The sequence below is a fragment of the Streptomyces sp. NBC_01335 genome (genome assembly GCF_035953295.1).
GTDB lineage: Bacteria > Actinomycetota > Actinomycetes > Streptomycetales > Streptomycetaceae > Streptomyces.
The window spans coordinates 7,929,061-7,955,223 of sequence record NZ_CP108370.1 but is presented as its reverse complement, the minus strand read 5'-3'; the positions used below and the strand labels follow the sequence as shown (position 1 = coordinate 7,955,223).

Annotated in this window: 17 protein-coding genes; 10 read left to right on the top strand and 7 right to left on the bottom strand. The window is 71.0% G+C overall.

All coding sequences use genetic code 11. From position 1 onward, the window contains the following. Positions 1–92 precede the first annotated feature (92 nt). Positions 93–1,037, top strand: coding sequence for a LysR family transcriptional regulator (locus OG599_RS33445; RefSeq protein ID WP_327179718.1), 945 nt, complete (start codon positions 93–95; stop codon positions 1,035–1,037). A gap of 161 nt (positions 1,038–1,198) precedes the next feature. Here OG599_RS33445 and OG599_RS33440 read toward each other — a convergent pair whose 3' ends face one another. Genes OG599_RS33440 through OG599_RS33430 form a run of 3 tightly spaced genes read right to left on the bottom strand, consistent with a single transcriptional unit; the run spans position 1,199 to position 5,130 of the window. Beyond that, positions 1,199–2,566, bottom strand: a complete 1,368-nt coding sequence (locus OG599_RS33440; RefSeq protein ID WP_327179717.1) for an NtaA/DmoA family FMN-dependent monooxygenase — start codon at positions 2,564–2,566, stop codon at positions 1,199–1,201. A gap of 10 nt (positions 2,567–2,576) precedes the next feature. Beyond that, positions 2,577–3,692 carry an LLM class flavin-dependent oxidoreductase gene (locus OG599_RS33435; protein ID WP_327179716.1) on the bottom strand — a complete coding sequence of 372 codons (1,116 nt, stop codon included), beginning with the start codon at positions 3,690–3,692 and terminating at the stop codon, positions 2,577–2,579. Next, complete coding sequence (locus OG599_RS33430) at positions 3,685–5,130, bottom strand: MFS transporter (RefSeq protein ID WP_327179715.1); 1,446 nt, start codon at positions 5,128–5,130, stop codon at positions 3,685–3,687. The genes OG599_RS33435 and OG599_RS33430 overlap by 8 nt, the downstream gene beginning before the upstream one ends. Before the next feature lie 647 nt (positions 5,131–5,777). Between OG599_RS33430 and OG599_RS33425 the strand changes: the two genes are divergently transcribed. Next, positions 5,778–6,602, top strand: a complete 825-nt coding sequence (locus tag OG599_RS33425; protein WP_327179714.1) for a DUF1684 domain-containing protein — start codon at positions 5,778–5,780, stop codon at positions 6,600–6,602. Between the two features lie 235 nt (positions 6,603–6,837). Continuing rightward, on the top strand, positions 6,838–7,863 hold the full coding sequence (locus OG599_RS33420; RefSeq protein ID WP_327179713.1) for a PLP-dependent cysteine synthase family protein: 1,026 nt from the start codon (positions 6,838–6,840) through the stop codon (positions 7,861–7,863). A 131-nt stretch (positions 7,864–7,994) separates the two neighbouring features. Here the strand turns inward: OG599_RS33420 and OG599_RS33415 are convergent, their stop codons facing one another. Beyond that, complete coding sequence (locus OG599_RS33415) at positions 7,995–9,545, bottom strand: pectate lyase family protein (RefSeq protein WP_327179712.1); 1,551 nt, start codon at positions 9,543–9,545, stop codon at positions 7,995–7,997. A gap of 1,178 nt (positions 9,546–10,723) precedes the next feature. Then, entirely contained in the window at positions 10,724–11,776 is a 1,053-nt protein-coding gene (locus tag OG599_RS33410; RefSeq protein WP_327179711.1) for a hypothetical protein, read from the bottom strand. Positions 11,777–12,530: 754 nt separating this feature from the next. Here OG599_RS33410 and OG599_RS33405 point away from each other — a divergent pair. Both OG599_RS33405 and OG599_RS33400 read left to right on the top strand, forming a co-directional pair. Then, positions 12,531–14,054 carry a glycosyl hydrolase family 18 protein gene (locus tag OG599_RS33405; RefSeq protein ID WP_327179710.1) on the top strand — a complete coding sequence of 508 codons (1,524 nt, stop codon included), beginning with the start codon at positions 12,531–12,533 and terminating at the stop codon, positions 14,052–14,054. Positions 14,055–14,644: 590 nt separating this feature from the next. Continuing rightward, entirely contained in the window at positions 14,645–16,144 is a 1,500-nt protein-coding gene (locus tag OG599_RS33400) for a peptide ligase PGM1-related protein (RefSeq protein WP_327179709.1), read from the top strand. A gap of 67 nt (positions 16,145–16,211) precedes the next feature. On the opposite strand, the gene araA is transcribed toward OG599_RS33400, so the two are convergent. Continuing rightward, complete coding sequence (araA, locus tag OG599_RS33395) at positions 16,212–17,723, bottom strand: L-arabinose isomerase (RefSeq protein WP_327179708.1); 1,512 nt, start codon at positions 17,721–17,723, stop codon at positions 16,212–16,214. 53 nt (positions 17,724–17,776) lie between these two features. Further along, positions 17,777–19,423: a ribulokinase gene (locus OG599_RS33390; RefSeq protein ID WP_327180277.1), complete on the bottom strand. Its 1,647-nt coding sequence runs from the start codon at positions 19,421–19,423 to the stop codon at positions 17,777–17,779. A 677-nt stretch (positions 19,424–20,100) separates the two neighbouring features. On the opposite strand from OG599_RS33390, the gene OG599_RS33385 reads away from it, so the two are divergent. From OG599_RS33385 to OG599_RS33365, 5 genes are all read left to right on the top strand, one after another. Then, positions 20,101–21,096: an ABC transporter substrate-binding protein gene (locus tag OG599_RS33385; RefSeq protein ID WP_327179707.1), complete on the top strand. Its 996-nt coding sequence runs from the start codon at positions 20,101–20,103 to the stop codon at positions 21,094–21,096. A 76-nt stretch (positions 21,097–21,172) separates the two neighbouring features. Beyond that, positions 21,173–22,732 carry a sugar ABC transporter ATP-binding protein gene (locus OG599_RS33380; protein ID WP_327179706.1) on the top strand — a complete coding sequence of 520 codons (1,560 nt, stop codon included), beginning with the start codon at positions 21,173–21,175 and terminating at the stop codon, positions 22,730–22,732. Then, positions 22,729–23,829 carry an ABC transporter permease gene (locus OG599_RS33375; protein WP_327179705.1) on the top strand — a complete coding sequence of 367 codons (1,101 nt, stop codon included), beginning with the start codon at positions 22,729–22,731 and terminating at the stop codon, positions 23,827–23,829. Before OG599_RS33380 ends, OG599_RS33375 begins: the two co-directional genes overlap by 4 nt. Then, the gene (gene yjfF, locus OG599_RS33370) at positions 23,826–24,851 is read left to right on the top strand and encodes a galactofuranose ABC transporter, permease protein YjfF (RefSeq protein ID WP_327179704.1); all 1,026 of its coding nucleotides are present in this window, start codon (positions 23,826–23,828) and stop codon (positions 24,849–24,851) included. Before OG599_RS33375 ends, yjfF begins: the two co-directional genes overlap by 4 nt. Before the next feature lie 92 nt (positions 24,852–24,943). Further along, a complete protein-coding gene (locus OG599_RS33365) occupies positions 24,944–26,065 on the top strand; it encodes an aldose epimerase family protein (protein WP_327179703.1) in 1,122 nt (373 codons plus the stop codon). The last annotated feature ends 98 nt before the right edge of the window (positions 26,066–26,163 follow it).

The following is a 26,163-nucleotide window of genomic DNA, read 5'->3' as shown; positions in this document are numbered from 1 at the left end:
TCTTTCGGTTGACCGGCTGGTTCCTGCTTGCGTGATCAATCCTGCTGGACCCCGCCGTGACCGTCCAATACCCGCATCCATAACCTGACGGCATGGACATCGACACCCGGCTGCTGCGCTACTTCGCGACCGTCGCCGAGGAAGGGCACCTGACCCGGGCCGCGGAGCGGCTGTTCATCTCTCAACCGGCCCTGACCAAACAGATCAAGCAGTTGGAGACCCAACTGGGGGTCGAGCTGTTCACCCGTTCCCGGACCGGCATGTCCCTCACCGACGCCGGGCGGGTGCTGGCCGAGCGGGTCCCGATCGTCTTGGAGGACTGGGACGTCGCACTGCGCGAGACGCGCGGCGCCGCCGGCCGCGCCACCCACGTCCTGCGAGTCGGGTTCGTGGCCAGTGCCGCCAATGAAAGCACCCAGAAGATCATCGGCTCGTTCGCCCGGTACCGCCCCGGCTGGCGGGTGGAAATGCGGCAGACCGACTGGTCCGACCCCACCGCAGGACTGGCGGACGGGCAGGTGGACGCGGCACTGCTGCGATTGCCGTTCCCCGGCCAGGACGCGCTACGGGTCGAGGTGCTGGTCACCGAGCCGCGGTGGGTCGGCATCCCCAGCACGCATCCGCTCGCGGAGCTTGCCGAGATTCCCTTCCGTCAGCTCTGGGACGAGCCGTTCGTAGCCACCCCGACCGAGTCGGGCTGGTGGCGCGACTACTGGCTGGCCACCGACGAACGCGACGGCCGCCCCGTCAAGATAGGCGCCATCGCCAAGAACCCGGACGAATGGCTGACCGCGATCGCCAATGGCTACGGCGTCAGCCTCACCCCCGAGGCCACCGCCCGCTTCTACCAGCGCCCCGGGGTGACCTACCGTCCCGTCACCGGCGTCAGCTCCAGCCAGGTCGGGGTCGCATGGGCACCCGCGGGCGACAACGACCCCGTCATCGGCGACTTCGTCCGCGCCTGCCTGCACCACCGCACGTCCACCACCGTCGAACCGGACACCGGGACACCAGGGCAAGAGACCGGTGCCGACTGATCAACTCCCGCGAACCGTCTGCTGATCACCCACCACCGACGAACCCTCGGAACAGACCGTCCAGTGACCTGAGTGGACGCCGGGCGGGCCGCCACAGGGATGACGCCGGCACGCGGTCCCGCCCGCCCCGAACCCTCACGGGCCGGGCGGGACCGCACCGGTCAGCCGCCGGTCGTGGGGAGCGGCGGCAGGTCCAGGTGTTCGCGCAGCGTGGTGCCCCGGTACTCGGTGCGGTAGACGCCTCGCTCCTGGAGTTCCGGGACGAGTTTGTCGACGATGTCCGTGACGGAGGCCGGAAGCAGGTGCGGCAGGAGGTTGAAGCCGTCCGCCACCCCCTCGCGCACGTACCGGCTCCACTCGTCGGCGATCGACGCGGGGGTGCCCACGAAGGACGGGTGCCCCGGTGACACCTCGGTCACCAACTCCCTTATGGAAAGTCCGCGTTCGGCGGCTATCTCGCGCCACTTCCGGATGGTGGCGAGCTTGCCGCTGCGCTGCTCGACGGCGAGGGTTCCCCGGGAGGGGTCGAGCTCCTGGTCGCTCGGTTCGATGTCGGGCAGCGGGCCGTCGGGGTCGTAGCCGGAGAGGTCGGTGCCCCAGTACTGCTCCAGGAAGGCGATCGACCGGGGGCCGTTGATCTGTTCGCCGCGTATCCAGCGGGCCTTCTCCTCCGCGTCGGCCGGGGTGTCGCCGATGACGACGCTGGCGCCCGGCAGGATGCGCAGCGAGTCGGGGGTACGGCCGTGCCGGGCCAGCCGGTCGCGGAGGTCGGAGGCGTAGGCGGTGGCCTTGCCGAACTCGGTGTTGGCGGAGAACACCACGTCGGCGTGGCGGGCGGCGAGTTCACGGCCGCCGGGTGAGTCGCCGGCCTGGAAGAGGACCGGCCGGCCCTGGCGGCTGCCCGGGACGGTGGCGGTGGCCCGGAACCTCACGAGGTCGGTGTCGCGCTCGACCGGACCGATGGCGCCGGGCCCGGCCCAGTGCTCTGCGCTCCCGTTCCGCGCGATCGCGTCCGGCGCCCAGGAGGCCCAGAGCTCCTTGGCCGCCTCGACGAACTGCTCGGCGCGCTCGTAGCGGCGTTCGTGCTCCAGCCAGCCGCCGTGCCGGAAGTTGGCTCCGGTCCAGGCGTTGTCGGTGGTGACGATGTTCCATCCGGCGCGGCCCTCGGAGAGCAGGTCGAGGCCGGCCAGGCGGCGGGCCAGGTCGGCCGGGTAGTTGTACGTGGTGTTCTGGGTGGCCACCAGTCCGATGCGGGTCGTGACGGCCGCGAGCGCGGACAGCTGGGTGATCGCGTCGGGCCGTCCGGCCACGTCCAGATCGAAGACGCGGCCCCTGTTCTCCCGTACGCGCAGCCCCTCCCCCAGGAAGAACGCGTCGAACAGGCCGCGTTCGAGGATCTGCGCGATCTCGACGAAGGTCTCGATCGCGGTGTGCGAGGGGGCGTCGGGGTCGGACCAGATCAGCTGGGGTCCGACCCCGGTGTAGAACACGCCGAGGTGGAGCTGGGGTCGGGGGTTCGGTGCGGTCATGTCGGTCACCTCAGGCTTTCGTGGTCGCCGGGGCGGCGGCGAACCGGTTGGCGGGGCGGGGAAGGCCGAGCGTGTCGCGCAGGGTGTCGCCGGCGTGCGGCACGGACCGCTCCCCGGTCTCCACCAGGGCCGGCAGCACCCGCTCGGTCAGGACCGGCAGATCGACGGCGAGCACGGCCGGGTGCAGCCTGACCCCGTCGACCAGACGGGACAGTTCACGCAGCAGACCGACCAGGGCCTCGGGCGAGCCGACGTGGCGCAGTCGCCCGGTCTCCGGCCAGGGGGCTGCCTCGTCCAGGGCGGCGAGCCGGTCGGCCGCCGGGGCGTCCGCGTCGAGGACCACCTCCACCTCGGCGAACACCAACGGTGCTCCGGCCTCCTTGGCTGCGGCTGCGCGCTCGCCGATCGCGGGGAGGCCGGGCCGGCCGACGAGTACGACGTCGGCGCGGGCGTCCGCGCCCAGCTCGTCCGGTACCAGCACGACGAGTCCGCCCTGCGGGGGGCGCGGGGTGATCAGGGGGCCCTTGACCGAGAAGGAGGGGCCCTCGAAGTCGATGGCGTGCACCCGGTCGGCGTCGAGGAAGCGTCCGGTGGCCAGGTCCTTGATGACCGCGTCGTCCTCCCAGGAGTCCCACAGCGACCGGGCGGTGTCGATGACGTCGGCGGTCTCGCGGGCCAGCTCGGCGGGGGAACGTACCGGCTCGCCGACGGTGGCGGCGTCGTCCGCGCCGTTCGCCGCACCGACGACCCAGGCTCCCCGGCCGTGCGAGGCGTGGTCCAGGCCGGCGAGCTGGGTGGCGAGGTGGAACGGTTCCGTGGTGGTGACGTGCAGGGTGGGCGCGAGGCCGATCCGGTCGGTCAGCGGCGAGACGTACGCGGCCCGGGTCCCGGCCTCCACCCGGCCGGCCGGGCCGCCCGGGGCGCCGGGCGGCAGCGGCGAGTCCGCGAAGGTGACGAGGGCGAAGCCCGCGTTCTCGGCCGCGGTCACCACGTCCCGCAGGGCCCGTGGGCCGAGGACCGCGCCCGGCGGACGTCCCGAGTGCCGCCAGGACGCGGGGTGGGCACCGTCGCCGTCCGCTTCCAGTGCGAGGTGCAGGCCGAGGGGGCCGGTGTGGTGATCAGTCATGAGGATTGCCTCCGGTCGAAGGGGTTCTGGGGACGCACGGGTCGGCGTGCGCCGAAGAGAGGGACGGGGCGGGGTCCCGGGGCGGCGGGGAGGTGGTGCGGGTACGGAGGGGTGCGACGGGCGGACCGGCCGCGACCCACGCCCGGGAGGCCCGGCCGGGGGCGGTGGTTCCGCGCCGCCGGGAGAGCAGCAGCGCCACCGCGAGAGCGGAGAGCACGGCGGCCGTGGCTCCCGAGGCGAGCCCCCAGCGCACCCCGGCGTGCTGGGAGATCCAGCCGATCGCGGGGCCGCCGAGCGGGGCGCCGCCCATCGAGACGACGGTGTAGATGGCCATCACCCGGCCGTGCATGGCGTCGGTGACCTCCGACTGGACGAAGGCGCTGACCGCGGTGTTGAGGGTCATCAGGGCGAACCCGGTGGGCAGCAGCAGGATCAGGAAGGTGGTGTAGGAGGGCATGAGCGCGGCCACCGCCTCGCTCATGCCGAACAGGACGGCGCCGACGACCACGGTCCGTACCCGGGGCGCCGCGCGGCGGGTCGCGGCGAGCGTTCCGGCGACGGTGCCCACGGAGAGTGCGGTCGACATGAAGCCGAGGCCGCTGGAGCCGACGTCGAAGACCCGCCCGGCGAAGAGGGTGAGGGTCGTGGGGAAGTTCACCGCGAAGGTGGCCACCAGGCCGAAGAGGGCCAGCACCCCGGCGAGTTCGGGGCGGGCGGCGACGTACCGCAGGCCCTCGGCGCCCGCGCCCGCCCACCGCGACCGTCTGACGGGTTCCGGTTCGCTCCCGGGCTTCTGCCCACTCGGCGCTCCGGCCCCGGAAGTGCCGGGCGTGGGTGTGCGGGGGCGGATCGTCAGCAGACCCAGGGTCACGGCTACAAAGGAGACGGCGTTCACCGCGAACACCCCGCCCGGACCGATGAGCCCGATCAGCACTCCGGCGATCGCGGGCCCGATCAGCCGGGCCGCGTTGAGCGACAGGATGTTGAGTCCGGCCGCGTTCGGGATCAGCGCGGGGCCGACCAGCTCGAAGACGAAGGAGAGCCGTGCGGGGTTCTCCACGGTGAACACGCAGCCGAGGCCGAACGACAGCAGGTAGACCGACCAGAGGGGCGCGTGGCCGGACAGCACGGCGACCGTGAGGAGTACCGCCTGGACCGCGTACAGGGACTGCGCCCACAGCAGGAGGGCGCGACGGTCGTACCGGTCGGCGAGCACTCCGCCCCAGAGGCCGAACAGCAGCACCGGGGCGAACTGGAGACCGGCCGCCCAGCCGACCGCCGTTCCGCTGTGCGTGAGGTCGAAGACGAACCAGTCCAGGGCCACGCCCTGCATCGCGGAGCCGATGTTGGAGACCAGGCCGGTGCTCCAGTAGATCCGGTAGTCGCGGACGCGCAGCGCGGTGAACACCCCTGTTCGTGCGGTGTTCCTGGGCACCATGATCCTCTCGTTCGGGGGCGCGGGCAGCCGGGATCGACGGTCGCGCTTCAGCGCGGACGTGTAAAAAGTGACGGAGCGTCACGAATGCGGGGAGGTCACGCGGGGGCACCGGCGTGGGCGGGATCAGCCCTCGGCCCGGGGGCCTCACGGTCGCCGGACGTACGAGGAGGAGCGGACGCGCGTTCCGCGGCGGCGCTGTGACCGCGGGCGGGAGAGCGGAGGGTGCGCGCTCAGTGGCGCGGGGCGGTGTCCGTACACAGCGCGCTGCTCACCCTGAGCAGATCGACGTGGCGCCGGACGACACGGAACGCGAACGACCCGCCGTGGTGCGGAAGATGACTGCCGTGCTCGCTGAAGGGTCGCGCCCGCACGCCGGTCACCTCGCACTCTTCGGGTCGGTCGGCGGTCCGGTCCCGGCCGCCGATGCGCACGATCACCACGCCGGGACGCGGCTGATCTCGTTGCAGGCTAGCCCCTGGAGGATCGTCGGACAATGCCGTCCCGGAGCGCCGCTTCCGCTCGCGGAATCCTTTCATACTCCGTTCACAGCAGTCGGGAATGAAGCGCGCGCCGAAGGGAGTTGCGCTCTGGAGAACCGCACGGCCGCTCCGCCGGCCCTGCCCGCCGCCCAGCACGAGGGAGTGCACATGACCGTCCCGCAGACCGACCCGGAGACGTTCGCCAAGGAGTGGGAACTGTGGCACCGCGAGAAGGAGGAGCAGCTCGCCGGAGCCCACGGGTTCCTCGCGATCACGAGTCTGCGCTGGCTGAGCGCCGAACCGGAACGCTTCGAGGACGCCCCGGGCGCGTGGTCCACCTCTGCCGAGGGTGTGGTGGTGGAGCTGGCGGAAGGTGAGGAACTGACCATCGAAGGAGTCACGGTGACGGGGCGTCACTCGTTCGGAGTCATCGCCGAACGCGACAGCCTGTATCCGGCGTACGGCGACGCGGTGATCGAGGTCGCCAAGCGTGGCGGGCACGACATCGTGCGCCCCCGCCACCCGGAGAACGCCCTGCGCACCGCCTTCACCGGAACTCCCGCCTACGCCCCCGCCCCGCACTGGGTCCGCCCCGGCAGGTTCCTCCCCTTCGAGGAGCCGCGTCCGGTGACGGTCGGCGCGGCGGTCGAGGGTCTGGAGCACGTCTACGACTCCCCCGGCCAGGTCGAGTTCGAGGTGGACGGCGAGACGTACCGGCTCACGACGTTCAACGGAAAGCGTCCCGGATCGCTGATGGCGCTGTTCACGGACCGTACCTCCGGTGTGACGACCTACGCGGCGAACCGCTCCGTCCAGATCGGGGCTCCCGACGAACAGGGCGCCGTCCGCATTGATTTCAACCGTGCCGCCAACCTTCCCTGCGCCTACACCGACCTGGCGACCTGCCCGCTGCCGCCCAAGGAGAACCGTCTGCCGGTCGCGGTCGAGGCCGGCGAGCGCATCCCCCTGGAACGCGGCGGACAGGCCGTCTGATGTCCCGCCCGGCGCCCCCGCGTCGCGGCCCGTGTCCGCGTACCCCGCTCCTGTGAGGAGCGTGCGTACCGCGCTCCCGGTCCTTCGACGGGCGGCCCGTTCCGCGGCCGCTCGCCGCCCCGGCCCCCGCGTGCCCGGCGCGGCGCGGGAGGTCCGGCGCGGCGTCCGTCCGCCGTCCGCGCCTTCCCGGATCATCCGGTGACATCAGCTTCAGCAGACGCAAGGAGCACCGCACATGGACGTCCACGCCTCACTGGCCGACGCGGTCGGCAACACCCCGCTGGTACGCCTCAACCGCGTCACCGGCACGGCTCTCGCACCGGTCTACGCGAAACTGGAGTACGTCAATCCCGGCGGGAGCGTGAAGGACCGCATCGCGCTCTCCATGGTCGAAGCGGCCGAGGAGCAGGGGCTGTTGACGCCCGGCGGGACCATTGTCGAGGGCACGTCGGGCAACACCGGGGTCGGCTTGGCCATGGTCGCCGCGCAGCGGGGCTACCGGTGCGTCTTCGCGATCCCGGACAAGAGCAGCGCGGAGAAGGTCGCGGTGCTGCGGGCGTACGGCGCAGAGGTCGTCGTCTGCCCGGGCAACGTGCCGCGCGAGCATCCCGAGCATGTGCACGCCACGGCCGTCCGCATCGCCGCCGGGACTCCGGGCGGCTGGCTGGCCAACCAGTACGACAACCCGGCCAATCCGCAGGCGCATTACCGTACGACAGGGCCGGAGATCTGGCGGCAGACGGAGGGCCGGATCACCCATCTGGTCTGCGGGGTCGGTACGGGCGGCACCATCACGGGGACCGGCGAGTACCTGAAGGAGGTCAGCGGCGGGCGGGTGACGGTCGTGGGCGCCGACCCGGAGGCGTCGGTCTACTCGGGCGGCGACGGCGGCCCGTACCACGTGGAGAGCATCGGCCACTTCCGTCACCCGGAGACGGTGGACGACAGCTGGCCCGAGTCCTTCCACCCCTCGGTGGTCGACCGCTTCGAGCGGATCAGCGACCGGGACTCGCTGCTGACCGCCCGGCGTCTGGCGCGGGAGGAGGGGCTGCTGGTCGGCGGCTCCGCCGGTACGGCGGTGGCCGGCGCCCTGCGGGTGGCGGCCGGTCTCGGTCCGGACGACCTGGTGGTCGTGCTGCTGCCGGACTCGGGCCGCAACTACCTCTCCAAGGTCTTCGACGACGACTGGCTGCGCGGGCTCGGCCTGCCGGAGGACGACCGGGTGCCCGCCGACGCGCGTCCGGTCCCGTCGCAGGGCTGAGCCCTGGCCGTCCCGCGCAGTCACGGGCCGACGTCACCGGTGGGAGACGCCGGTGGGAGACGCCGGTGGGAGACGCCGGTGGGGGCCGGGGCCGTCGTGTTCGACGGCCCCGGCCCCCACCGGTACCTCGGTCAGGCGTACGTCTCGAACTCGGCGACCTTCGGGGTGCCGCTGGAGCTGGTGATCTCGAAGGTGACCTTGCGCAGTGAGGTCGAGGCGAACGAGATGGTGCCCGTTCCGCTGCCGGAGGTCAGGACCGCGCCGGTGTCCCCGTTGAGGACCCGCCACGAGCCGATGCTGGAGCCGGACGCCTGGCGGATGTTGATCGAGGAGACCGTGGTCGCGGCGTCCCACTTGACCGAGACGGAGCCCGTCGAGCCGGAGGGCGACCAGTAGGTGCTCAGGTTGCCGTCCTTGACGTTGCCGTAGCTGGTTCCGCTCGCCTTGCTGGAGCCGTCGGCGCCCGCGGAGAGGCTGAGGTTGGTGCCGCTGGGCTGCGTCGGTCCGGTGGTCGGCGACGGCGTGGCCGTGGTGGGGCTCGGCGTGGGCGTGGTGGGGTTGCCGGTGGGGGTGGTCGGCGTGCAGTTGCCGTCCGAGACCTGGAGGCCCTTGTTGGCGCCCGCCGTCTGGGTCACGATGTTCGGCACGCAGCTGGCCGCGTCGAGGCTGTAGGAGTACGGGATGCTGACGGTGGTGTTGGAGGTGGGGTTGGGCCCGGCCGGGTTGTTGTCGGAGGCGTGGGCGGACCAGGTCACGTTGTCGAAGGTGTTGCCGCTCACCTGCCAGTAACCGGCCGCGTCGGTGTAGAAGGTGCCCAGGACGTCCTTGGAGTCCTTGAAGTAGTTGTTGTCCACCTTCGCCTTGGCCCCGGCGCGGGAGTTGATGCCCGACTCGTTGAGGTTGACGTAGTAGTTGTTGTAGATGTGCGCGATGCCGCCACGGAGCAACGGGGTACGGGAGTCGAGGTTCTGGTACAGGTTGTGGTGGAAGGTGATGAAGCCGTTGGAGAGTTCGGTCTCGCTGGATCCGATGAGGCCGCCGCGACCGGAGTTGCGCAGGATGCTGTAGGACAGCGTCACGTACTGCGTGTTGTCCTTCATGTCGAAGAGACCGTCGAACCCTTCGGCCTCGCCGCCCGAGGCCTCCAGGGTGGAGTGGTCGACCCAGATGTTGCGGACGTCGCTCTCCATGCCGATGGCGTCGCCACCGTTGGAGATGGGCGAGCCCGACTTCTTGACGTTCTTGACCGTCACGTTCTGGATGATGATGTTGCTGGACTGGCGTATGTGGATGCCCAGTTGGTCGAAGACGGCGCCGCTTCCGACACCCACGAGCGTGACGTTGCTGATCTGCTTGAGCTCGATCACGCCGGCCGCGGTGTTGCAGCTGTCGCCCGACACCTTGGCGGTGTTGGCGTGGTTGATCGTTCCCTCCACCTGGATGGTGATCGGGGTGCTGCTGGTGGCGCGACCGCACAGGGCCTGGTGGATCTCGGTACCCGTCGTCGCTTTCACGACCTGCCCGCCGGCCCCGCCGGTGGTACCGCCGTTCTGGGTCGCGTAGCCGGTGACGCCGCCGGTCGCGGCCGATGCCGAGGGCATCGACACGATGACGCCGGTCGCCGCCGCCAGGGCCGCCGTGGCCACTGCCGCGGAGAGTCGCAGTGCGACTGCTTTCCTCATGCTCGTGTCTCCCTGTTCGTCTTCGAATACGGGGTTGAGCGAATGACATGCTCATGCCATTCATGAAGTCGTACCGAGCCCGCCGACACACACCGGTTACGTTCCGACCACCCCTGGCGCGGGCTCGATCGCGCCGGTCGGATCGATTCGGCCGTCCTGCCGCGACCCAAAGCCTGCACTGCCGGCGGTCCCGGTCGCGGGGTCTCCGCGTCGGCACCGCCGCCCACTCCCGCCGCTCGCGTCACACCGGGGCGAGAACACCGCCCGGTGGACCACCGCCGGGAACCCCGACGGCGTGACCGGCCATCCGCTACAGGAAGTCGTCGCCGTCGGAACCATGACGGACGGCGTGACGAGCGTGGACCATGACGTACACCCTTCACTCCGTGGCGCGGCGATGTCCTGGATGCGGCACCGTTCCGGATCGGTGGCGGCTCGCCGGTGAAGTCGCCTTCGGATGAGGTGACTTCACGTTCACCGGTGCGGGGCCCTGGAGGGGGAAAGCGCTTTCTGAACGTGAGGATAGGGCGGCCGTCGCGAGGCTGGCAAGGTTCTGGACACGTACGGAATGGGCGCCACCGCGCCGGGCGACCCCGGCCGCCCCGCCCGGCGGGCCCGCACGAGGTCGTCCCGCACCACGAACAAGGTTCACACCCCTGAACGCGCGCACGGCGCCGACCGATCTTCCCCGGAACGGCGACGGAGGACATACCCGCAGCTCACGACCGCACACCGAAGGCCTCACCCGAAGGGATACGACACCACACCCGGTGGCCGGAATCAACGCCTCCGCACCACCCGCTGGACACGTGGGCGATCACCCGGAATCAGTCGTTCGAAGATCCCGCGCTCCCGAGATTTTCCCGTCGGCTCGCACGAGGGGGCCCGGCGATCGCCGCCGGGGACACTGCCCGAGGACCGTCCGGTCCGTCCGCCGCCCCCGGCCGAGGGAAAGCGCGCACCCCGCGGGCGACCTGTTGCGCACCCGGCGGGCGACCTGCTTCCCGCGCCCGCGCCGACGGCGCGGGCGCACGGCACGACGGCTCACGCGCGGCACGACGGCTCACGCGCACGGCACGACGTCGGTCCCGGGAGCCCGACCGCTCCCGGGACCGACGTGGTGGCCTGGTGGTGTCCGGCGGATCAAGGCCCTGATCCTCCGGACACCGCCTACGGCGTCAGAATGCCGAGGTGTACGCGGTGAAGAACGGGGCCTTCACCGGAGTTCCGCCAGGGCCGAAGCAGTTGACGGGGAGCTGTACGGTGCCGCTCGACCTGACCCAGGGGGCGTACAGACCGCAGTATCCGGGCCCGCTGCCGTAGGCGGTGGCGTGCGCGGTGTCCGAGGGGACGGCGACCGACGGGAGGGTGACGACGAAGGGCGCTCCCGAGCCGCTGAGGGCGTTGGTGGCGCCGGTGGAGTTGTAGTTGGTGAGTGCGGGCAGCGAGCCGTTGTACCAGAGGTAGCCGAACGACTTCGGCGGGAAGGCCGGCCCGTGGACCGCCCGCAGGTAGGAGTAGCTCAGCGTCCACTTGGCGTCGTACGGGGCGTCCGACGCGTCGTAGCAGGCGACCACCGCCGTCTGCCCGGTGGCGCCCGGTGCCCAGTCGGCGACCTTGCAGTGTGCCCCCTGCTGCGGATCGACCGCGGTGACCTGGAAGTCGCCCGCGTAGCTGGAGAGTCCGAGCCCGGGGAGCCACGCCTTCCAGATGCCGGTCGAGCCCTTGCTCACCGAGTTCACCGCGGTGGTGGAGTTGTACTGGGTGAGTACCATGCCACTGCTGTCGGAGTAGATGTAGCCGTACGACCCGGCCGGCGCGGCGGGAGTGCCGCTGCTGGTGGTGTACAGGACGGTGAAGCGGGAGTTGTCGGGTGCGCCGCTCGGGAGGTAGCAGTTCACGAACACGTCCTCGCCGCTGCCCACCTGCTTCCAGTCGGCGATCTGGCACCAGTGGGCGGCGCTGTTGACCGCGGTGGCGTGGGCGATCCCGCCCGTGCCGCCGATCAACGGGAAGTGCGCCACGTAGGAGCCGAGGCCGAGCTGGTCGACCTTGACGGGGTTGGCCGACGGAGAGGTCCAGCTGCCCCACTGGCGGGTGGGGTCGGGCACGTAGCCGGAGGGCGGCGTCGGGTTGTCCAGGTAGGCGAACCCCCAGCGGTCGGGGACGGCGGCCTGTGCGGCTCCCGCGGTCGGAAGGGCTGCCGCCAGCAGGGCGGCCAGCATCCCCATGATGAGCAGAACGGCTCGACCCCGTCGGCTCGTCGGTGCCGCGGTGCGGATCCGTCTGTTCGTCGGTGCCGCGGTGCGGATCCGTCTGTTCGTCGGTGCCGCGGTGCGGACCCGTCTGTTCTTCGGTGCTGCGGTGCGGGCGTGCATGGGCGTACCCCCTGTGGGTGAGGTCGGTGCTGCCTGCGCGGTCCGTGCTGTGGCCCGGTCGGGCGTACGCCGGCGCGTCGCCGCGAACGCGGCATGGCTCCGCGCCCGTCGGCGTCCGGACGGTGCGTCACCCGCTCGAAGCCCGGCGCTCAAGGTGCCAGAAGAACGGTCCGCCCGAGCCTTGCCGCGTCAGCCGTTCTGGGCGCCCGCGCATCCGCCCCAGGCCCCCCGGTGACCCCTCCCGCACCGTGGACCGCCGCGCGCGCCGGGGCTTCGGGCCGATTGCCGATGGCCTCACGTCGCACGCCTCGCTTCCCGCCCCAGCCCGCTCTCCGAGCACCACCGCCCGCCGTGGCCGGAACGGACACATGGGCCGCGAACCAGCCCTCACGCAGTCCAAGTTGGCCAAATGCCGGTAAAAAAGCGGTCGAGTGGTCCAGTCCACCACGCATCTCCCACCAGCAAAGAACCTCAGCCCTGGGGGAATTGGTTCACTCCCGGCTTGGTCCAGACCATTGACGTGCATCTGCCACCGCCGATTCCATGCACCATGCCACTACCGGAAGGCAGTCGGCGGCTCCTCCCCTCCTCCACAGCTGGGACATCCATGAGACTCACGCGCTCGTTCCGCACGGTCGTCACCGCCACGGTCACGGCGGTGGCCGCCGCCGGCCTCACGCTGATCGGGGGGCCCGCCCAGGCGGCGACGCCTCTCCCCTCCCACGTCTTCGCCCCGTTCTTCGAGACATGGACCGGCGAAAGCCCCGCCGCGCTGGCGGCGCAGTCGGGCACCAAGCACCTCACCATGGCGTTCCTCCAGACCGCCACGCCCGGTTCGTGTACGCCGTACTGGAGCGGGGACACCGGTATGCCGGTCGCCGCTTCCTCGTTCGGCAGCGACATCAAGACCCTGCAGGCGGCCGGCGGCGACGTCATCCCGTCCTTCGGCGGGTACACGGCCGACACCACGGGCACCGAGATCGCCGAGAGCTGCACCGACGTCAACCAGATCGCGGCGGCCTACGAGAAGGTCGTCACGACCTACGACGTGACCCGGCTCGACATGGACATCGAGGTCGACTCGCTGAGCAACACCGCGGGCATCGACCGCCGGAACAAGGCCATCAAGGTCCTCCAGGACTGGGCCGCCGCCAACGGGCGCAAGGTCGAGATCTCCTACACCCTGCCGACCACCACCTCGGGCCTGGAATCCAACGCGCTCGCCGTGCTGCAGAACGCGGTCAAGAACGGGGCGCGCGTCGACGTCGCGAACCTCATGACGTTCGACTACTACGACAACGCCACGCACAACATGGCGAACGACACCCAGACCGCGGCCCAGGGACTCGTCAACCAGCTCGCGGTCCTCTATCCCACCAAGACCTCGGCCCAGTTGTGGAACATGGTCGGCATCACGGAGATGCCCGGCGTCGACGACTTCGGCCCGGCGGAGACCTTCACCCTCGCCAACGCCACCCAGGTCTACAACTGGGCCGTCTCGAAGGGCATCAACTTCCTGTCCTTCTGGGCGCTCCAGCGTGACAACGGGAGCTGCCCCGGCGGCGCCGCCGCGGACGGCTGCTCCGGAATCCAGCAGAACACCTGGGACTTCTCGCACATCTTCGCGCCCTTCACCGGTGGCACCACCACGACCCCGGCCAACGACTTCTCGCTGAGCGCCACCCCGGCCTCCGGCTCGGTGACCGCGGGCGGCTCGGTCACCAGCTCGGTGAAGACGGCGGTGACCGCGGGCTCGGCACAGACGGTCGGCCTCAAGGTCACCGGCGCCCCGGCGGGCGTCACCGCCTCGCTCAGCCCCGCCTCCGTCACGGCGGGCGGCAGTTCCACGCTCACCCTGGCGACGACGTCGGCCGCCGCCTCGGGCACGTACACGATCACCGTCACCGGCACCGGCGCGTCCGGGAGCCACACCGCGACCTACTCGCTCAAGGTCACCGGCGGTACGACGACCCAGTGCACGGCCACCCCGTGGGCCGCTGCGTCGATCTACACCGGCGGCCAGACCGTCTCGTACCAGGGCCACACCTGGAAGGCCCAGTGGTGGACCCAGGGCGAGGTGCCCGGCACCACGGGGCAGTGGGGCGTGTGGGTGGATCTCGGCGCCTGCTGAGGGGCGGGGCGGTCGCTCCTCCTGAGGTCACGGAGCTCTGAGGGTTCCTGAGGCCACGCGTGCACTCGAACAGATCCGGACAGGGTCGGCAGCATGTCTGCCGGCCCTGTTTCCTTTGCGCTCCTTCAAGATTCCCGAGGAAACAGTCGGCGAAAAGCAGTCTTGTACACACCGGAGCCCTGAGGCAAAGTTGAGTGGTTGTTTCCTCCGTTTCACGGAAGGGACAGAAAAATCACGGAACCATCGTTCACGTTCTCGTTCCGGTTCTCCACCTCCGTCTCCGAGCCTTTTCCCGCCCGTTTCACACCCTGCCTCGACCTGCCCGATGCCGCTCGTGGCGGCACGACTCCAAGGCACGGAACCCGTCCCGAGGGAATTTCCCGCGTCCGCCGAGAATGACATCCGGACATTCGATCATCGAACACGGATATTCCGTCGCCGACCTCACCTGCTTCACCGACCGTGACCCCGAGGCGATCACCCGAGTTGTCGCCCGTGCGGGGCCTTTCGTGTGGATCCGGCCGGGGAGCACGGCCGGATCCACACGAAAGGCCCACGTCCCATCCGGTACCCGTAGCTTCGAGGACGCTGTGACTGAAACGTATCGACGCCCCACGGCCCGCATCCACATCGAGAGCCGGGAATGCGGCCCCGAGGTGCTGGAGCGACTGACCGGCGCGACGTACTTCCCCGAACGGCTGCTGGGCCCCGCGATCGTCACCACGGTCTGCCGTGCCGGTGGCCACCTTCTCTACGTGACGGCGCCGAGTGTGATCGACGGCGAGGAACAGGTGGACTACTACCTGGGCCTCCTCCACGGCGGTGGGCCCGACGCGGACCAGGAGAGCGTGCGGCGCCGGCGTGAACTCGTACGCGTACTGCCGCTCGACGACGCCACCACCCGCTGGCTCAGTACCAAGGTGCTCGATCCGGTCAGCCCGCGTGCGGCCGAAGTGCGTTCCGTCCTCAGGGAGTTCGCCGATTTTCACCGGAGCTCCGGGGCGGACGTACGGCTGAGCTACTTCGAACCGTCCGAGCCGCTCGAAGAGTTGGCCCGCGAGCTGGAGCTGCCCGGAACCCAGCCCTCTTCGGCCCACATCCCGCTGGGGACCAAGCACTCCGGCCGGGAGATCTTCGCCGCCGCCGGGATACCGGTACCGGCGGGCAGCGGGGTGTGCCACGATCCCGGGGCACTCGCCTCGGCGGTCGCCGGCCTCGCCGCGACCGGGCTGCGCGAGCTGGTGCTGAAGCTGGACAGCACGGCGTTCGGCGGGGGCCTCGGCAACGCCCTGCTCACGCTGGACGGCGACATCACCTCGCCGGGCGGCGACACCGTGGAGGAGCGGGTCGCGCGGGCGTTGCCCGGGGCGGCGCTCATGGACCCGAAGCTGACCTGGCAGGAGTACGTCACCCTGATGAAGGACGACGGGGTGATCGTCGAGGAGATGATCGGCGAAGTGCCCCTGCTCAGCCCGAGTTTCCAGGGGCGCATCACCGAACGGGGCACCGTCGAGGCGGTGTCCACGCACGACCAGGTCCTCGCCGACGACGGGCAGACCTATCACGGGTGCACCTTCCCCGCCGCCTCCGGCTACCGGCAACTGCTCATCGGCCACGGTCTGCGGGTGGGCGAGGTGCTCCGGGAGCGCGGCGTCGGCAGCGGTGACTTCGGGGTGGACTTCCTCGCCACCCGGTCCGGGGACGGATGGCGCCTGCTGGGCTGCGAGATCAACCTGCGCGCCACCGCCACCAAGCACCCCTTCACCATGGCGGTGGGCCTGCTCGGCGAGGAGCCGACGCCGGACGGGCGGTTCGAGGTGGACGGCGTCGAGTACGTCTACGAGGCGTCGGACGTCATCATGGAGCGCCGCTACCGGGGACTGCGCCCGGCCCAGCTCATCGAGGCCGTCACCGGTTCGCCGATCGGCTACGACCCCGTGCGCAGAACGGGCGTGGTGCTGCATCTGATGAGCCCGGTCACCGAGTTCGGGAAGTTCGGTGCCCTGTGCATCGCCCGGAGCCGCGAGCAGGCTTCCTTGCTGATGCGGGAACTCCGCGACCTCGTGGACGGGTTGACGCCGCGGGGCTGAGAGGGGCCCGAGGATTGGCCGGCCCGCCCTGCCGTGCCCCTCCTCGGATCCGGGCCCGCGCGGTGGGTCACAGACCGCCGGCGAGCCGGTGGTAGGCCTGGTTCCAGCGCAGTTCACGGGCGAACTGCCGCGGTGTGGTGGACGCGTCGATGAGGACGAGTTCGGTACGCAGCATCTCGGCCAGGTCGTCCAGGTGCTCGGCCCCCAGGGCGGTGGTGAGCACCGTGTGGTGCGGGCCTCCGGCGGTGAGCCAGGTCTCGGTGGAGGTCCGCAGATTCGGCCGGGGCCGCCACACGGCGCGGGCCACGGGCAGGGCCGGCAGCGGCTCGGCGGGGGCGACCACGTCGATCTCGTTGGCGACGAGCCGGAACCGGTCCCCGAGGTCGGTGAGCCCGACGACGACCGCCGGGCCCGCCGCGGCGTCGAAGACCAGGCGGACCGGGTCCTCCCGGCCGCCGATGCCGAGCGGGTGGATCTCGCAGCTCGGGACGGAGTCCGCGAGGGACGGGCAGACCTCCAGCATGTGGGCGCCGAGGATGAGTTCGTTGCCGGGCGTGAGGTCGTAGGTGTAGTCCTCCATGAAGGAGGTGCCGCCGGGCAGGCCGTCGGCAGCCGTCTTGAGGGTGCGCAGCAGGACGGCGGTCTTCCAGTCGCCCTCGCCGCCGAAGCCGTAGCCCTGGGCCATGAGGCGCTGCACGGCGATGCCGGGGAGCTGCCGGAGTCCGCCGAGGTCCTCGAAGTTGGTGGTGAAGGCGCCGAATCCGCCGTCGGTGAGGAAGGTGCGCAGGCCGGCTTCGATGCGCGCCGCGTACCGCAGTGCCTCGTGGCGTTCGCCGCCTGCCCTCAGCGGGGCGGCCGGCCGGTAGGTGTCCTCGTACTCCTTGACGAGCTCGCCGACCTCCGCGTCGGTGGCGGCGTCGACGTGGGCGACGAGGTCGTTGACTCCGTAGGTGTTGACGGACACCCCGAAGCGGAGCTGGGCGTCGACCTTGTCGCCTTCGGTGACGGCGACGTCGCGCATGTTGTCGCCGAAGCGGGCGACCTTGAGGGTGGCGAGTTCGGCGCGTCCGGCCGCGGCCCGCGCCCAGGCGGCGATCCGCGCCCGGGTGGCCGGGTCGGTGACGTGTCCCGCCACGGTCTTGCGCGCGACACCGATGCGGGACTGGATGTATCCGAACTCCCGGTCGCCGTGGGCGGCTTGGTTGAGGTTCATGAAGTCCATGTCGATGGTGGCCCAGGGCAGGGCGACGTTCGACTGGGTGTGCAGGTGCAGCAGGGGCTTGCGCAGCGCGTCCAGGCCGGAGATCCACATCTTCGCCGGCGAGAAGGTGTGCATCCAGGCGATCAGGCCGATGCACCGCTCGTCGGTGTTGGCTTCCAGGCAGATCGCGCGGATCGCGGCGGAGTCCGTCAGGACGGGTTTCCAGACGATCCGGGCGGGCAGCCCGGCGGAGTCGGCGAGGGTGGCGGCGATGGTGCCGGACTGTTCGGCCACCTGCCGGAGCGTCTCCTCTCCGTAGAGGCCTTGGCTGCCGGTGAGGAACCATATTTCGCGGACGGAGTGGGCCTGGCTGGGCACGGGGACTCCCGGTGGGTAAGTGTGGCGGGCGGGGTGGCGGGGTGTCCGGCGGGTCAGTCGGCCGGGGTGCTGGTGAGTGCGTGGTTGCGGATACGGCGCAGGCGGTGGAGGAGGCCGTCCCGGACGCCGAACTCCTCGTGGAGCAGGCGGTATTCGGCGAAGAGCGCGTCGTAGGCGTCGGCGCGGGAGGGGTCGGGGACGTAGACGTTCCGGTGGAGCCTGCCCATGGCGGCGGTCGCGGTGCGGACGTCTCGGTGGGCTCCGGCGGCGACGGCGGCGTGGATGGCGGAGCCGAGGGCCGAGCCCTGCTCGGAGGCCGCGAGGGAGACGGGGCGGCGCAGGACGTCGGCGTAGATCTGCATGAGCAGGGTGTTCTTCTTGAGCCCTCCGGTGACGATGAACTCGTGCACCGGCACTCCGCCGGATTCCAGCGTCTCGACGATGACCCGGGTGCCGAAGGCGGTGGCTTCGAGCAGGGCCCGGTAGACGTCCTCGGGGCGGGTGGTCAGGGTGAGGCCGACGATCACACCCGAGAGGTGGTGGTCCACCAGCACGGACCGGTTGCCGTTCATCCAGTCCAGGGCCACCAGCCCGTGGCCGCCGACCGGCTGGGCGGCGGCCTTGCGGGTCAGCAGGGTGTGCAGGTTTTCGCCCCGGGAGGCGGCCTCGGCCGCGTAGTCGGCGGGGACGCCCTGGCCGATGGCCCAGCCGAAGATGTCGCCGACCGCGCTCTGGCCGGCCTCGTAGCCGTACGCGCCCTCGACGATGCCGCCGCTCACGACCCCGCAGATGCCGGGTACGTCGGCGAGGGCGGGGCCGTTCACCACGTGGCAGCTGGAGGTGCCCATGATGGCCAGCAGCCGGCCGTTCTCCACCGCCTGGGCGGCGGCCGCGGCGACGTGCGCGTCGACGTTGCCCGCGGCGACGGCGATCCCTTCGGGCAGGCCGGTCCACTGTGCCGCCCGGGCGGTCAGTGAGCCGACGCGTGAGCCGAGGGCCGACAGGGGGAATTCCAGGCGGGTGCGAGCGAAGTCCGCGAAGTCCGGGTGCAGGGCGGCGAGGTACTCCTCGGTGGGGTAGGAGCCGTCCTGGTGGATGCCCTTGTATCCGGCGGCGCACGCGTTGCGGGACTCGGTGCCGGTGAGCTGCCACACGATCCAGTCGGAGGCCTCGATCCAGCGGGCGCACCGGGCGTAGACCTCGGGGTCTTCCTCCAGCACCTGGAGCGCCTTGGCGAACTGCCACTCCGCGGAGATCTTTCCGCCGTAGCGGGCGATCCACTTCTCGCCCCGCTCGTGGGCGAGTGCGTTGATCCGGTCGGCCTGGTCCTGCGCGGCGTGGTGCTTCCAGAGTTTCGGCCAGGCGTGGGGCCTGCCGGAGAGCTCCGTCGCGGCGAGGGGGGTGCCGTCGGCCAGGGTCGGGAGCACGGTGCAGGCGGTGAAGTCGGTGGCGATGCCGACGACGTCGCGGGGGTCGACGCCGGACGCCTCCACCGCGGCGGGCACGGCCCGGCGGAGTACCTCGCACCAGTCCTCGGGATGCTGGAGGGCCCAGTCCGGTGGGAGTGGCGTCGTTCCGTCGGACAGTTGACGCTCCATCACTCCGTGCGGGTACTCGTGCACGGCGGAGGCGAGTTCCTCACCGTCGCGCACCCGGACGACGACGGCACGTCCGGACAGGGTGCCGAAGTCGACGCCCACGGTGTACTGCTCGGCACCGGCCGGACCTGACGGGTCATGAGGCGTGCGGGTCGGTTGGGAAGTCACCAGGGTTGCCCTTCGGGAAAGGTGGCCGACAGGCGGCCCACCAGCGGCAGCGATGTGCGGAGCCGGATGAGCGGGACCGCCGACAGCCGAAAGTGTGAACGCTAACAATTGTGAAATCAAGAGCGGTGCAGCCGCTTCGCCTTCCGTGTTCCGCGTCAACCCCTTCGGGGCAGTCCGCACGGAGCGTGGTGCGCGACCGTGCCGCACCCCTTGGTTCCGTACCGCGCCGGAACCGCCCGGGAGGGCGGGGCGGCGGCCGCCCCATCCGGGGCACCCAAACCGGTTGATCCGCAACTGGGCGCGAAACCAAGAGAGTTGCCGTCTCCGGTTCAGGACCCGGAGACGCATGGACCGGTTCGCTCCCGGCCCGCGACCGCGTCCGCCACACCCCCTCATGTCACAAATAGGTAACTCACGCACAGGGCTTGAGATACCGCAGTGTTAGCGCTCACACTGCTCGCGGCGCACCCCATGAACCTCCCGCCGTCACCACCCGGGCTTCCGGCCTCGCCGGAGCCCCGCACTGTCTCCGGCCGGGCCCACTCCACGTGCGGCGTACCGGATCGCACCACGTCGGCACCGAAGACATCCCTCCGAGAGGACACACCACCATGGCCCGCAGAATCGCCCACGCCCTCGCCGTCGGCATCCTCGCCGCGTCGACGATGACCGCATGCTCCGCCGAGACGACCCCCTCCGGCGGCGGCGCCGGCGGCAACAAGTCCGACGGGAAGCTCGTCCTCGGCTTCGCCCAGGTGGGCGCGGAGAGCGGATGGCGTACCGCCAACACCAAGTCCGTCCAGGAGGCGGCCAAGAAGGCCGGGATCACCCTGAAGTTCTCCGACGCGCAGCAGAAGCAGGAGAACCAGATCAAGGCGATCCGCACCTTCATCCAGCAGCGGGTGGACGTCATCGCCTTCTCCCCGGTGGTGGAGTCCGGCTGGGACACCGTGCTCAAGGAGGCGAAGGACGCCGGTATCCCGGTGATCCTGACCGACCGGGCCGTGGACTCGCAGGACACCTCGCTCTACAAGACCTTCCTCGGCTCGGACTTCATCAAGGAGGGGAAGTCCGCGGGCGAGTGGCTGACCGCGGAGTACAAGAACGAGACGGGCCCCGTGAACATCGTCGAGCTCCAGGGGACCACCGGCTCGGCTCCGGCCAACGACCGCAAGGCCGGCTTCGGCGAGGTCATCAAGGCCGACCCGAAGTTCAAGATCGTCGCTTCCCAGACCGGCGACTTCACCCGCGCCAAGGGCAAGGAGGTCATGCAGGCCTTCCTCAAGTCCCAGAAGGACATCGACGTGCTGTACGCCCACAACGACGACATGGCCCTGGGTGCGATCCAGGCCATCGAGGAGGCGGGCAAGAAGCCGGGCAAGGACATCAAGATCATCTCGGTGGACGGCATCAAGGACGCCTTCACCGCCATGACCGAGGGCAAGATCAATGTGGTCGTGGAGTGCAACCCCCTCCTCGGCGACCAGCTGATGGAGCTGACGAAGAAGGTCGCGGCCGGCGAGAGCGTCCCGGCACGCGTCGAGACCGTGGAAGGCGTCTTCCCGCAGGACAAGGCCGCGGCGGCCCTCCCCACCCGCAAGTACTGACGACCTGCGAGGCGGATGCGCGACGAGGCCCCGGCCTCGTCGTCTCCCCCGGCCACACCCGACGAGAGGAGGGCGGATGGCAGCCCCACCCACCCTTGAGACGAACCCCGCCGACCGTCCGCGGCCGGTGCTCGAAGCCCACGGCATCCGGAAGGAGTTCCCCGGCGTGCTGGCCCTGGACGGGGTCGGCCTGCGGCTCTATCCGGGTGAGGTCCATGCCCTGATGGGGGAGAACGGCGCCGGCAAGTCCACCCTGATCAAGGTGCTCACCGGGGTGCATCCCGCGGACGGCGGCACCATCCTCGTCGACGGTGAGGCCCGCGCGTTCGGCGATCCGCTCCAGGCGCAGAACGCCGGGATCAGCACCGTCTACCAGGAGGTGAACCTCTGCTCCAACCTCTCGGTGGCGGAGAACATCCTCATCGGACGCGAACCGCGCAGATTCGGCCTGATCCACTGGTCCGCGCTGCGGCGCCGGGCGGGTGAGCTGCTGGCGGAGCTGGAGCTCGATCTCGACGTCACCGGTCCGCTGGACTCGCACTCCCTCGCGGTCCAGCAACTGGTGGCCATCGTCCGGGCGGTGGACGTCTCGGCGAAGGTACTCGTCCTGGACGAGCCCACCTCCAGCCTCGACCGCGAGGAGGTGGCCCAGCTCTTCACCCTGGTGCGGCGGTTGCGCGACCGCGGCGTGGCCATCCTCTTCGTGACCCACTTCCTGGACCAGGTCTTCGAGATCTGCGACCGGGTGACGATCCTGCGCAACGGCCGGCTCGAAGGCGAGTACCCCATCGGGGAACTCACCCATGTCTCCCTGGTGCAGCGCATGATCGGCGGCGAACTGGCCACCCTGGACGAACTCTCCCAGGCGGCGCACGAGGAGGCCGAGGAGCGCGCGGCAGAGAAACCCTTCGTCGAGGCACGGCAGTTGGGCCGGACCGGCTTCATCGAGCCGTACGACCTGGACATCCGGCCCGGCGAGGTCATCGGGCTGGCGGGGCTCCTGGGCTCGGGCCGTACGGAAGCGGCGCGGCTGCTCTTCGGCGCCGACAGCGCGGACACCGGGGAGCTGCGCGTCCAGGGCGAGGCGGTCTCGCTGCGCACCCCCCGTGCGGCCATCGCCCGCCGGATCGCCTTCTGCTCCGAGAACCGCAAGTCCGAGGGGCTGGTGGGCGAGCTCACGGTCCGCGAGAACATCGTGCTGGCGATGCAGGCGGCGCGCGGCTGGACGAGGCCGATCTCCCGGACCAGGCAGGAGGAGCTGACGCGGCGGTGGATCACCGCGCTGGACATCCGTCCCGCCGCCCCGGAGGCACAGGTACGCCACCTCAGCGGCGGCAACCAGCAGAAGGTGCTGCTCGCGCGCTGGCTGCTGACCGACCCCAAGCTGCTGATCCTGGACGAACCGACGCGCGGCATCGACATCGGCGCCAAGGCCGAGATCCAGAGGCTGGTCGCGCGGCTCTCCGCGGAGGGCACCGCGGTGCTGTTCATCTCGGCGGAGCTGGAGGAGGTCCTGCGGCTGAGCCACCGTATCGGCGTGCTGCGGGACCACCGCGTGGTCGCCACCCTGACCAACGACGGCACCGTCACCCCCGAACGCATCCTGGCCACCATCGCCACCGGAGAGGACTCATGACACCGCACCCCGCCAAGGGCCCGTCGGCCGGCGGCGTCGGACAACGGCTGCTCCGCCACCGGCTGTTCTGGCCGGCGGCCGTCCTGGCCGCCCTGCTGCTCGGCAATCTCGCCTTCACCCACGACTTCTTCGCCGTCCACGTGCGGGGCGACCACCTCTACGGCAGCCTGATCGACATCCTCCAGTTCGGCGCCCCGCTCATCCTGGTGTCGCTGGGCATGACGCTGGTCATCGCGACCCGCGGGATCGACCTCTCGGTCGGTTCCACGGTCGCCATCGCCGGGGCGCTGGCCTGCGAGCACATCGCGGGTTCGCCGAACCCCGGCAGCGTCGCCACCGTGCTGGGGGCCGTCGGCGTCGCGCTGGGCGTCGCCGTGGTGCTCGGCCTGGTCAACGGCACGCTGGTCTCCCGGCTGGGCGTGCAGCCGATCGTGGCGACCCTGATCCTCATGGTCGCCGGCCGGGGCATCGCCCAGCTGGTGTCGGACGGCCAGATCATCACCGTCACGAGCAGCCCGTACAAGATGATCGGCGGCGGCTACTGGCTGATGTTCCCCTTCGCCGTCCTGCTGGCGGCGGTGATCGTGGTCCTCACCTCGCTGGTGACCCGGCGCAGCGCGCTGGGGCTCCTGATCGAGTCGGTGGGCGGCAACCCGGTCGCCAGCCGGCTGGTGGGCATCCGGGCGGCGGGTCTGCTGATCGTGGTCTACGTCTTCTGCGCCCTGTGCGCCGCCGTCGCCGGTCTGATGATCAGTTCCAACGTGTCCAGCGCGGACGGGAACAACGCGGGGCTCTGGATCGAGCTCGACGCCATCCTCGCCGTGGTCATCGGCGGCACCGCGCTGACCGGGGGCCGGTTCTCCCTCGGCGGGACGGTGCTCGGCGCCCTGATCATCCAGACCCTCTCCACGACGGTCTACACCCTGGGTGTCCCGCCCGAGACGACGCTGGTCTTCAAGGCCTTCGTGGTGATCGCGGTCTGCCTCATCCAGTCGCCCGTGTTCCGGGCGAAGGTGCTGAGCCGCCGCGGACCGGCACCCTCCCGACAGCCCGCCGAGGCGGACGACAACCCGCTCCCGCAGGAGGTACGTACATGAGCACCGGCATCGCGGGTGTCGCCGGCACCCTCGCGCGGCCGTTCCGCGCCCCCCTCTCCCCCCGCGCCCGCACCCGCGTCCCGCTGGTGGTGACCGCGGTCCTCCTGGTGGCGATGTTCGCCGTCGGTTCGGCGCGCTACGACGGGTTCTTCTCCGCCCAGGTCCTGCTCAACCTGCTGATCGACAACAGCTTCCTGCTGGTGGTCGCCATCGGTGTCACCTTCGTCATCCTCACCGGCGGCATCGATCTGTCGGTGGGCTCGGTGGTGGCGCTGTCGACCATGCTCACCGCCTGGCTGGTGGAGCGGCAGGGCTGGCCGCTCTTCGCCGCCATCCCGCTGGTCCTGCTGGTGGGCGCGGGCGGTGGCGCTCTGATGGGGTGGGTCATCCACACCTTCGAGATCCAGCCCTTCATCGTGACGCTGGCCGGCATGTTCCTGGCGCGCGGCCTCTGCTACACGATCAGCACCGAGTCCATCTCCATCAGCGACCCGACGACGGTCACCCTCGCGCAGACCCGGCTGGTGATGCCCGGCGGGCTGTTCGTCTCGCCCGCCGTGGTCATCGCGCTGGTCGTGCTCGCCGTGGCCTTCGTGGCGCTCCACCACACCCGGTTCGGCCGCAACGTCCACGCCCTCGGCGGCAACGAGACCTCCGCCCGGCTGATGGGGCTGCCGGTCGGCTCCACCAAGGTGGCGGTGTACGCGGTGAGCGGGCTCTGCTCCGCGCTCGGCGGTGTGCTGCTGACGTTCTACATGCTCTCCGGCTACGCGCTGCACGCGGTCGGCATGGAGCTCGACGCCATCGCCGCGACCGTGATCGGCGGCACCCTGCTCACCGGCGGCTCCGGCTTCGTCCTCGGCACCGCGCTCGGCGTCCTGGTCCTCGGCATGATCCAGACGGTCATCAACTTCCAGGGCACGCTGAGCTCCTGGTGGACCCGGATCGTCATCGGCGCGCTGCTCTTCGTCTTCATCGTGCTCCAGCGGGTCCTGGGCGGAAACCGGAAACCCACGGGCTGACCCGGACGCCGGTCCGCCGGCCCACCCGACCCAACCCCACCCCGCCCCACCGCCCGGACCATCGAACCCACACCGAACACCGAGGGACACACATGCACCACCCGCCCGAGTCACCGGCCGCCCCGCCGTCGGCGCCCGACGAGCGTCCGGACCCGACGGGCCACCCGTACCGGCTGCCCGACACCGGTACGGGCGACCGCTGGGTGTTCGGCTTCCCCGGACAGGCCCGCGCCGAGGTCCACACCCTCGGTGCCCGGCTGCACTCGCTGCACCTCCCGGACCGGTGGGGCCGCTTCGCCGACGTGGTGCTCGCGGCGTCCGACGCGTCCGCGGTGCGCGGGCCGGCCTCCTACTTCGGTGCGACGGTGGGCCGTTACGCCAACCGGATCGCCGGCGGCCGGCTCGTGGTGGACGGTGTGGTCCGGCAGTTGGACACCCAGGACACCGGCCACACCCTGCACGGCGGGCCGGACGGCTTCGACCGCCGGGTGTGGCGCGCCGAGCCGGTCCACACCTTTGACCGCACCGGCGTACGGCTCTTCCTGCGCAGCCCCGACGGCGACCAGGGCTTTCCCGGCGCCCTGAGCGTCCGGCTCACCTGCACGCTGGACCGGGACGACACCCTGACGTTCGACTACCACGCGGTGAGCGACGCGCCGACGGTCGTCAACCTCACCAACCACGCCTACTGGAACCTGGAGGGAGAGGGCAGCCGTGACGTGCTCGGCCACGAGCTCCAGATCCACGCACCGCGCTGGACCCCCGTCGACGCGGCACTGATCCCGGACGGCCCGCACCGGCCGGTCGAGTCGACGCCGTTCGACCTGCGCCGCCCCCGCCTTCTCTCCGCGGCGTTCGCCCGGGAGGACGAACAACTGCGCCTGGCAGGTGGCGGGTTCGACCACAACTGGGTGCTCGGCGACGCGCCCCGCGCCGATCCGCGCTGCGCCGCCGTGCTCTGCGCGCCCGCCTCCGGGCGGCGCCTGGAGGTGCACACCACCGAGCCGGGGATCCAGGTGTACACCGGCAACCTCCTCGCCGGCGAGATCACCGGCAAGAGCGGACGCCCCTACGGTCCGCACGCGGGAATCGCCCTGGAGACCCAGCACTTCCCGGACTCCCCGAACCGCGCCGACGATCCCAGCACCCTCCTCCGGCCCGGCGAGGTGTACCGCTCCCGCACCGCGCTGCGCTTCTCCGTCGCGGAGGAGTGACCCCGGGCAGTCGGCAGGACGCGACCTTCCTGGTCACCAGCTGAGCCCGCCCGGTAAGCCCCCGTACGACGCGTCGCCCGGGGGCGGGCCGGGAGACC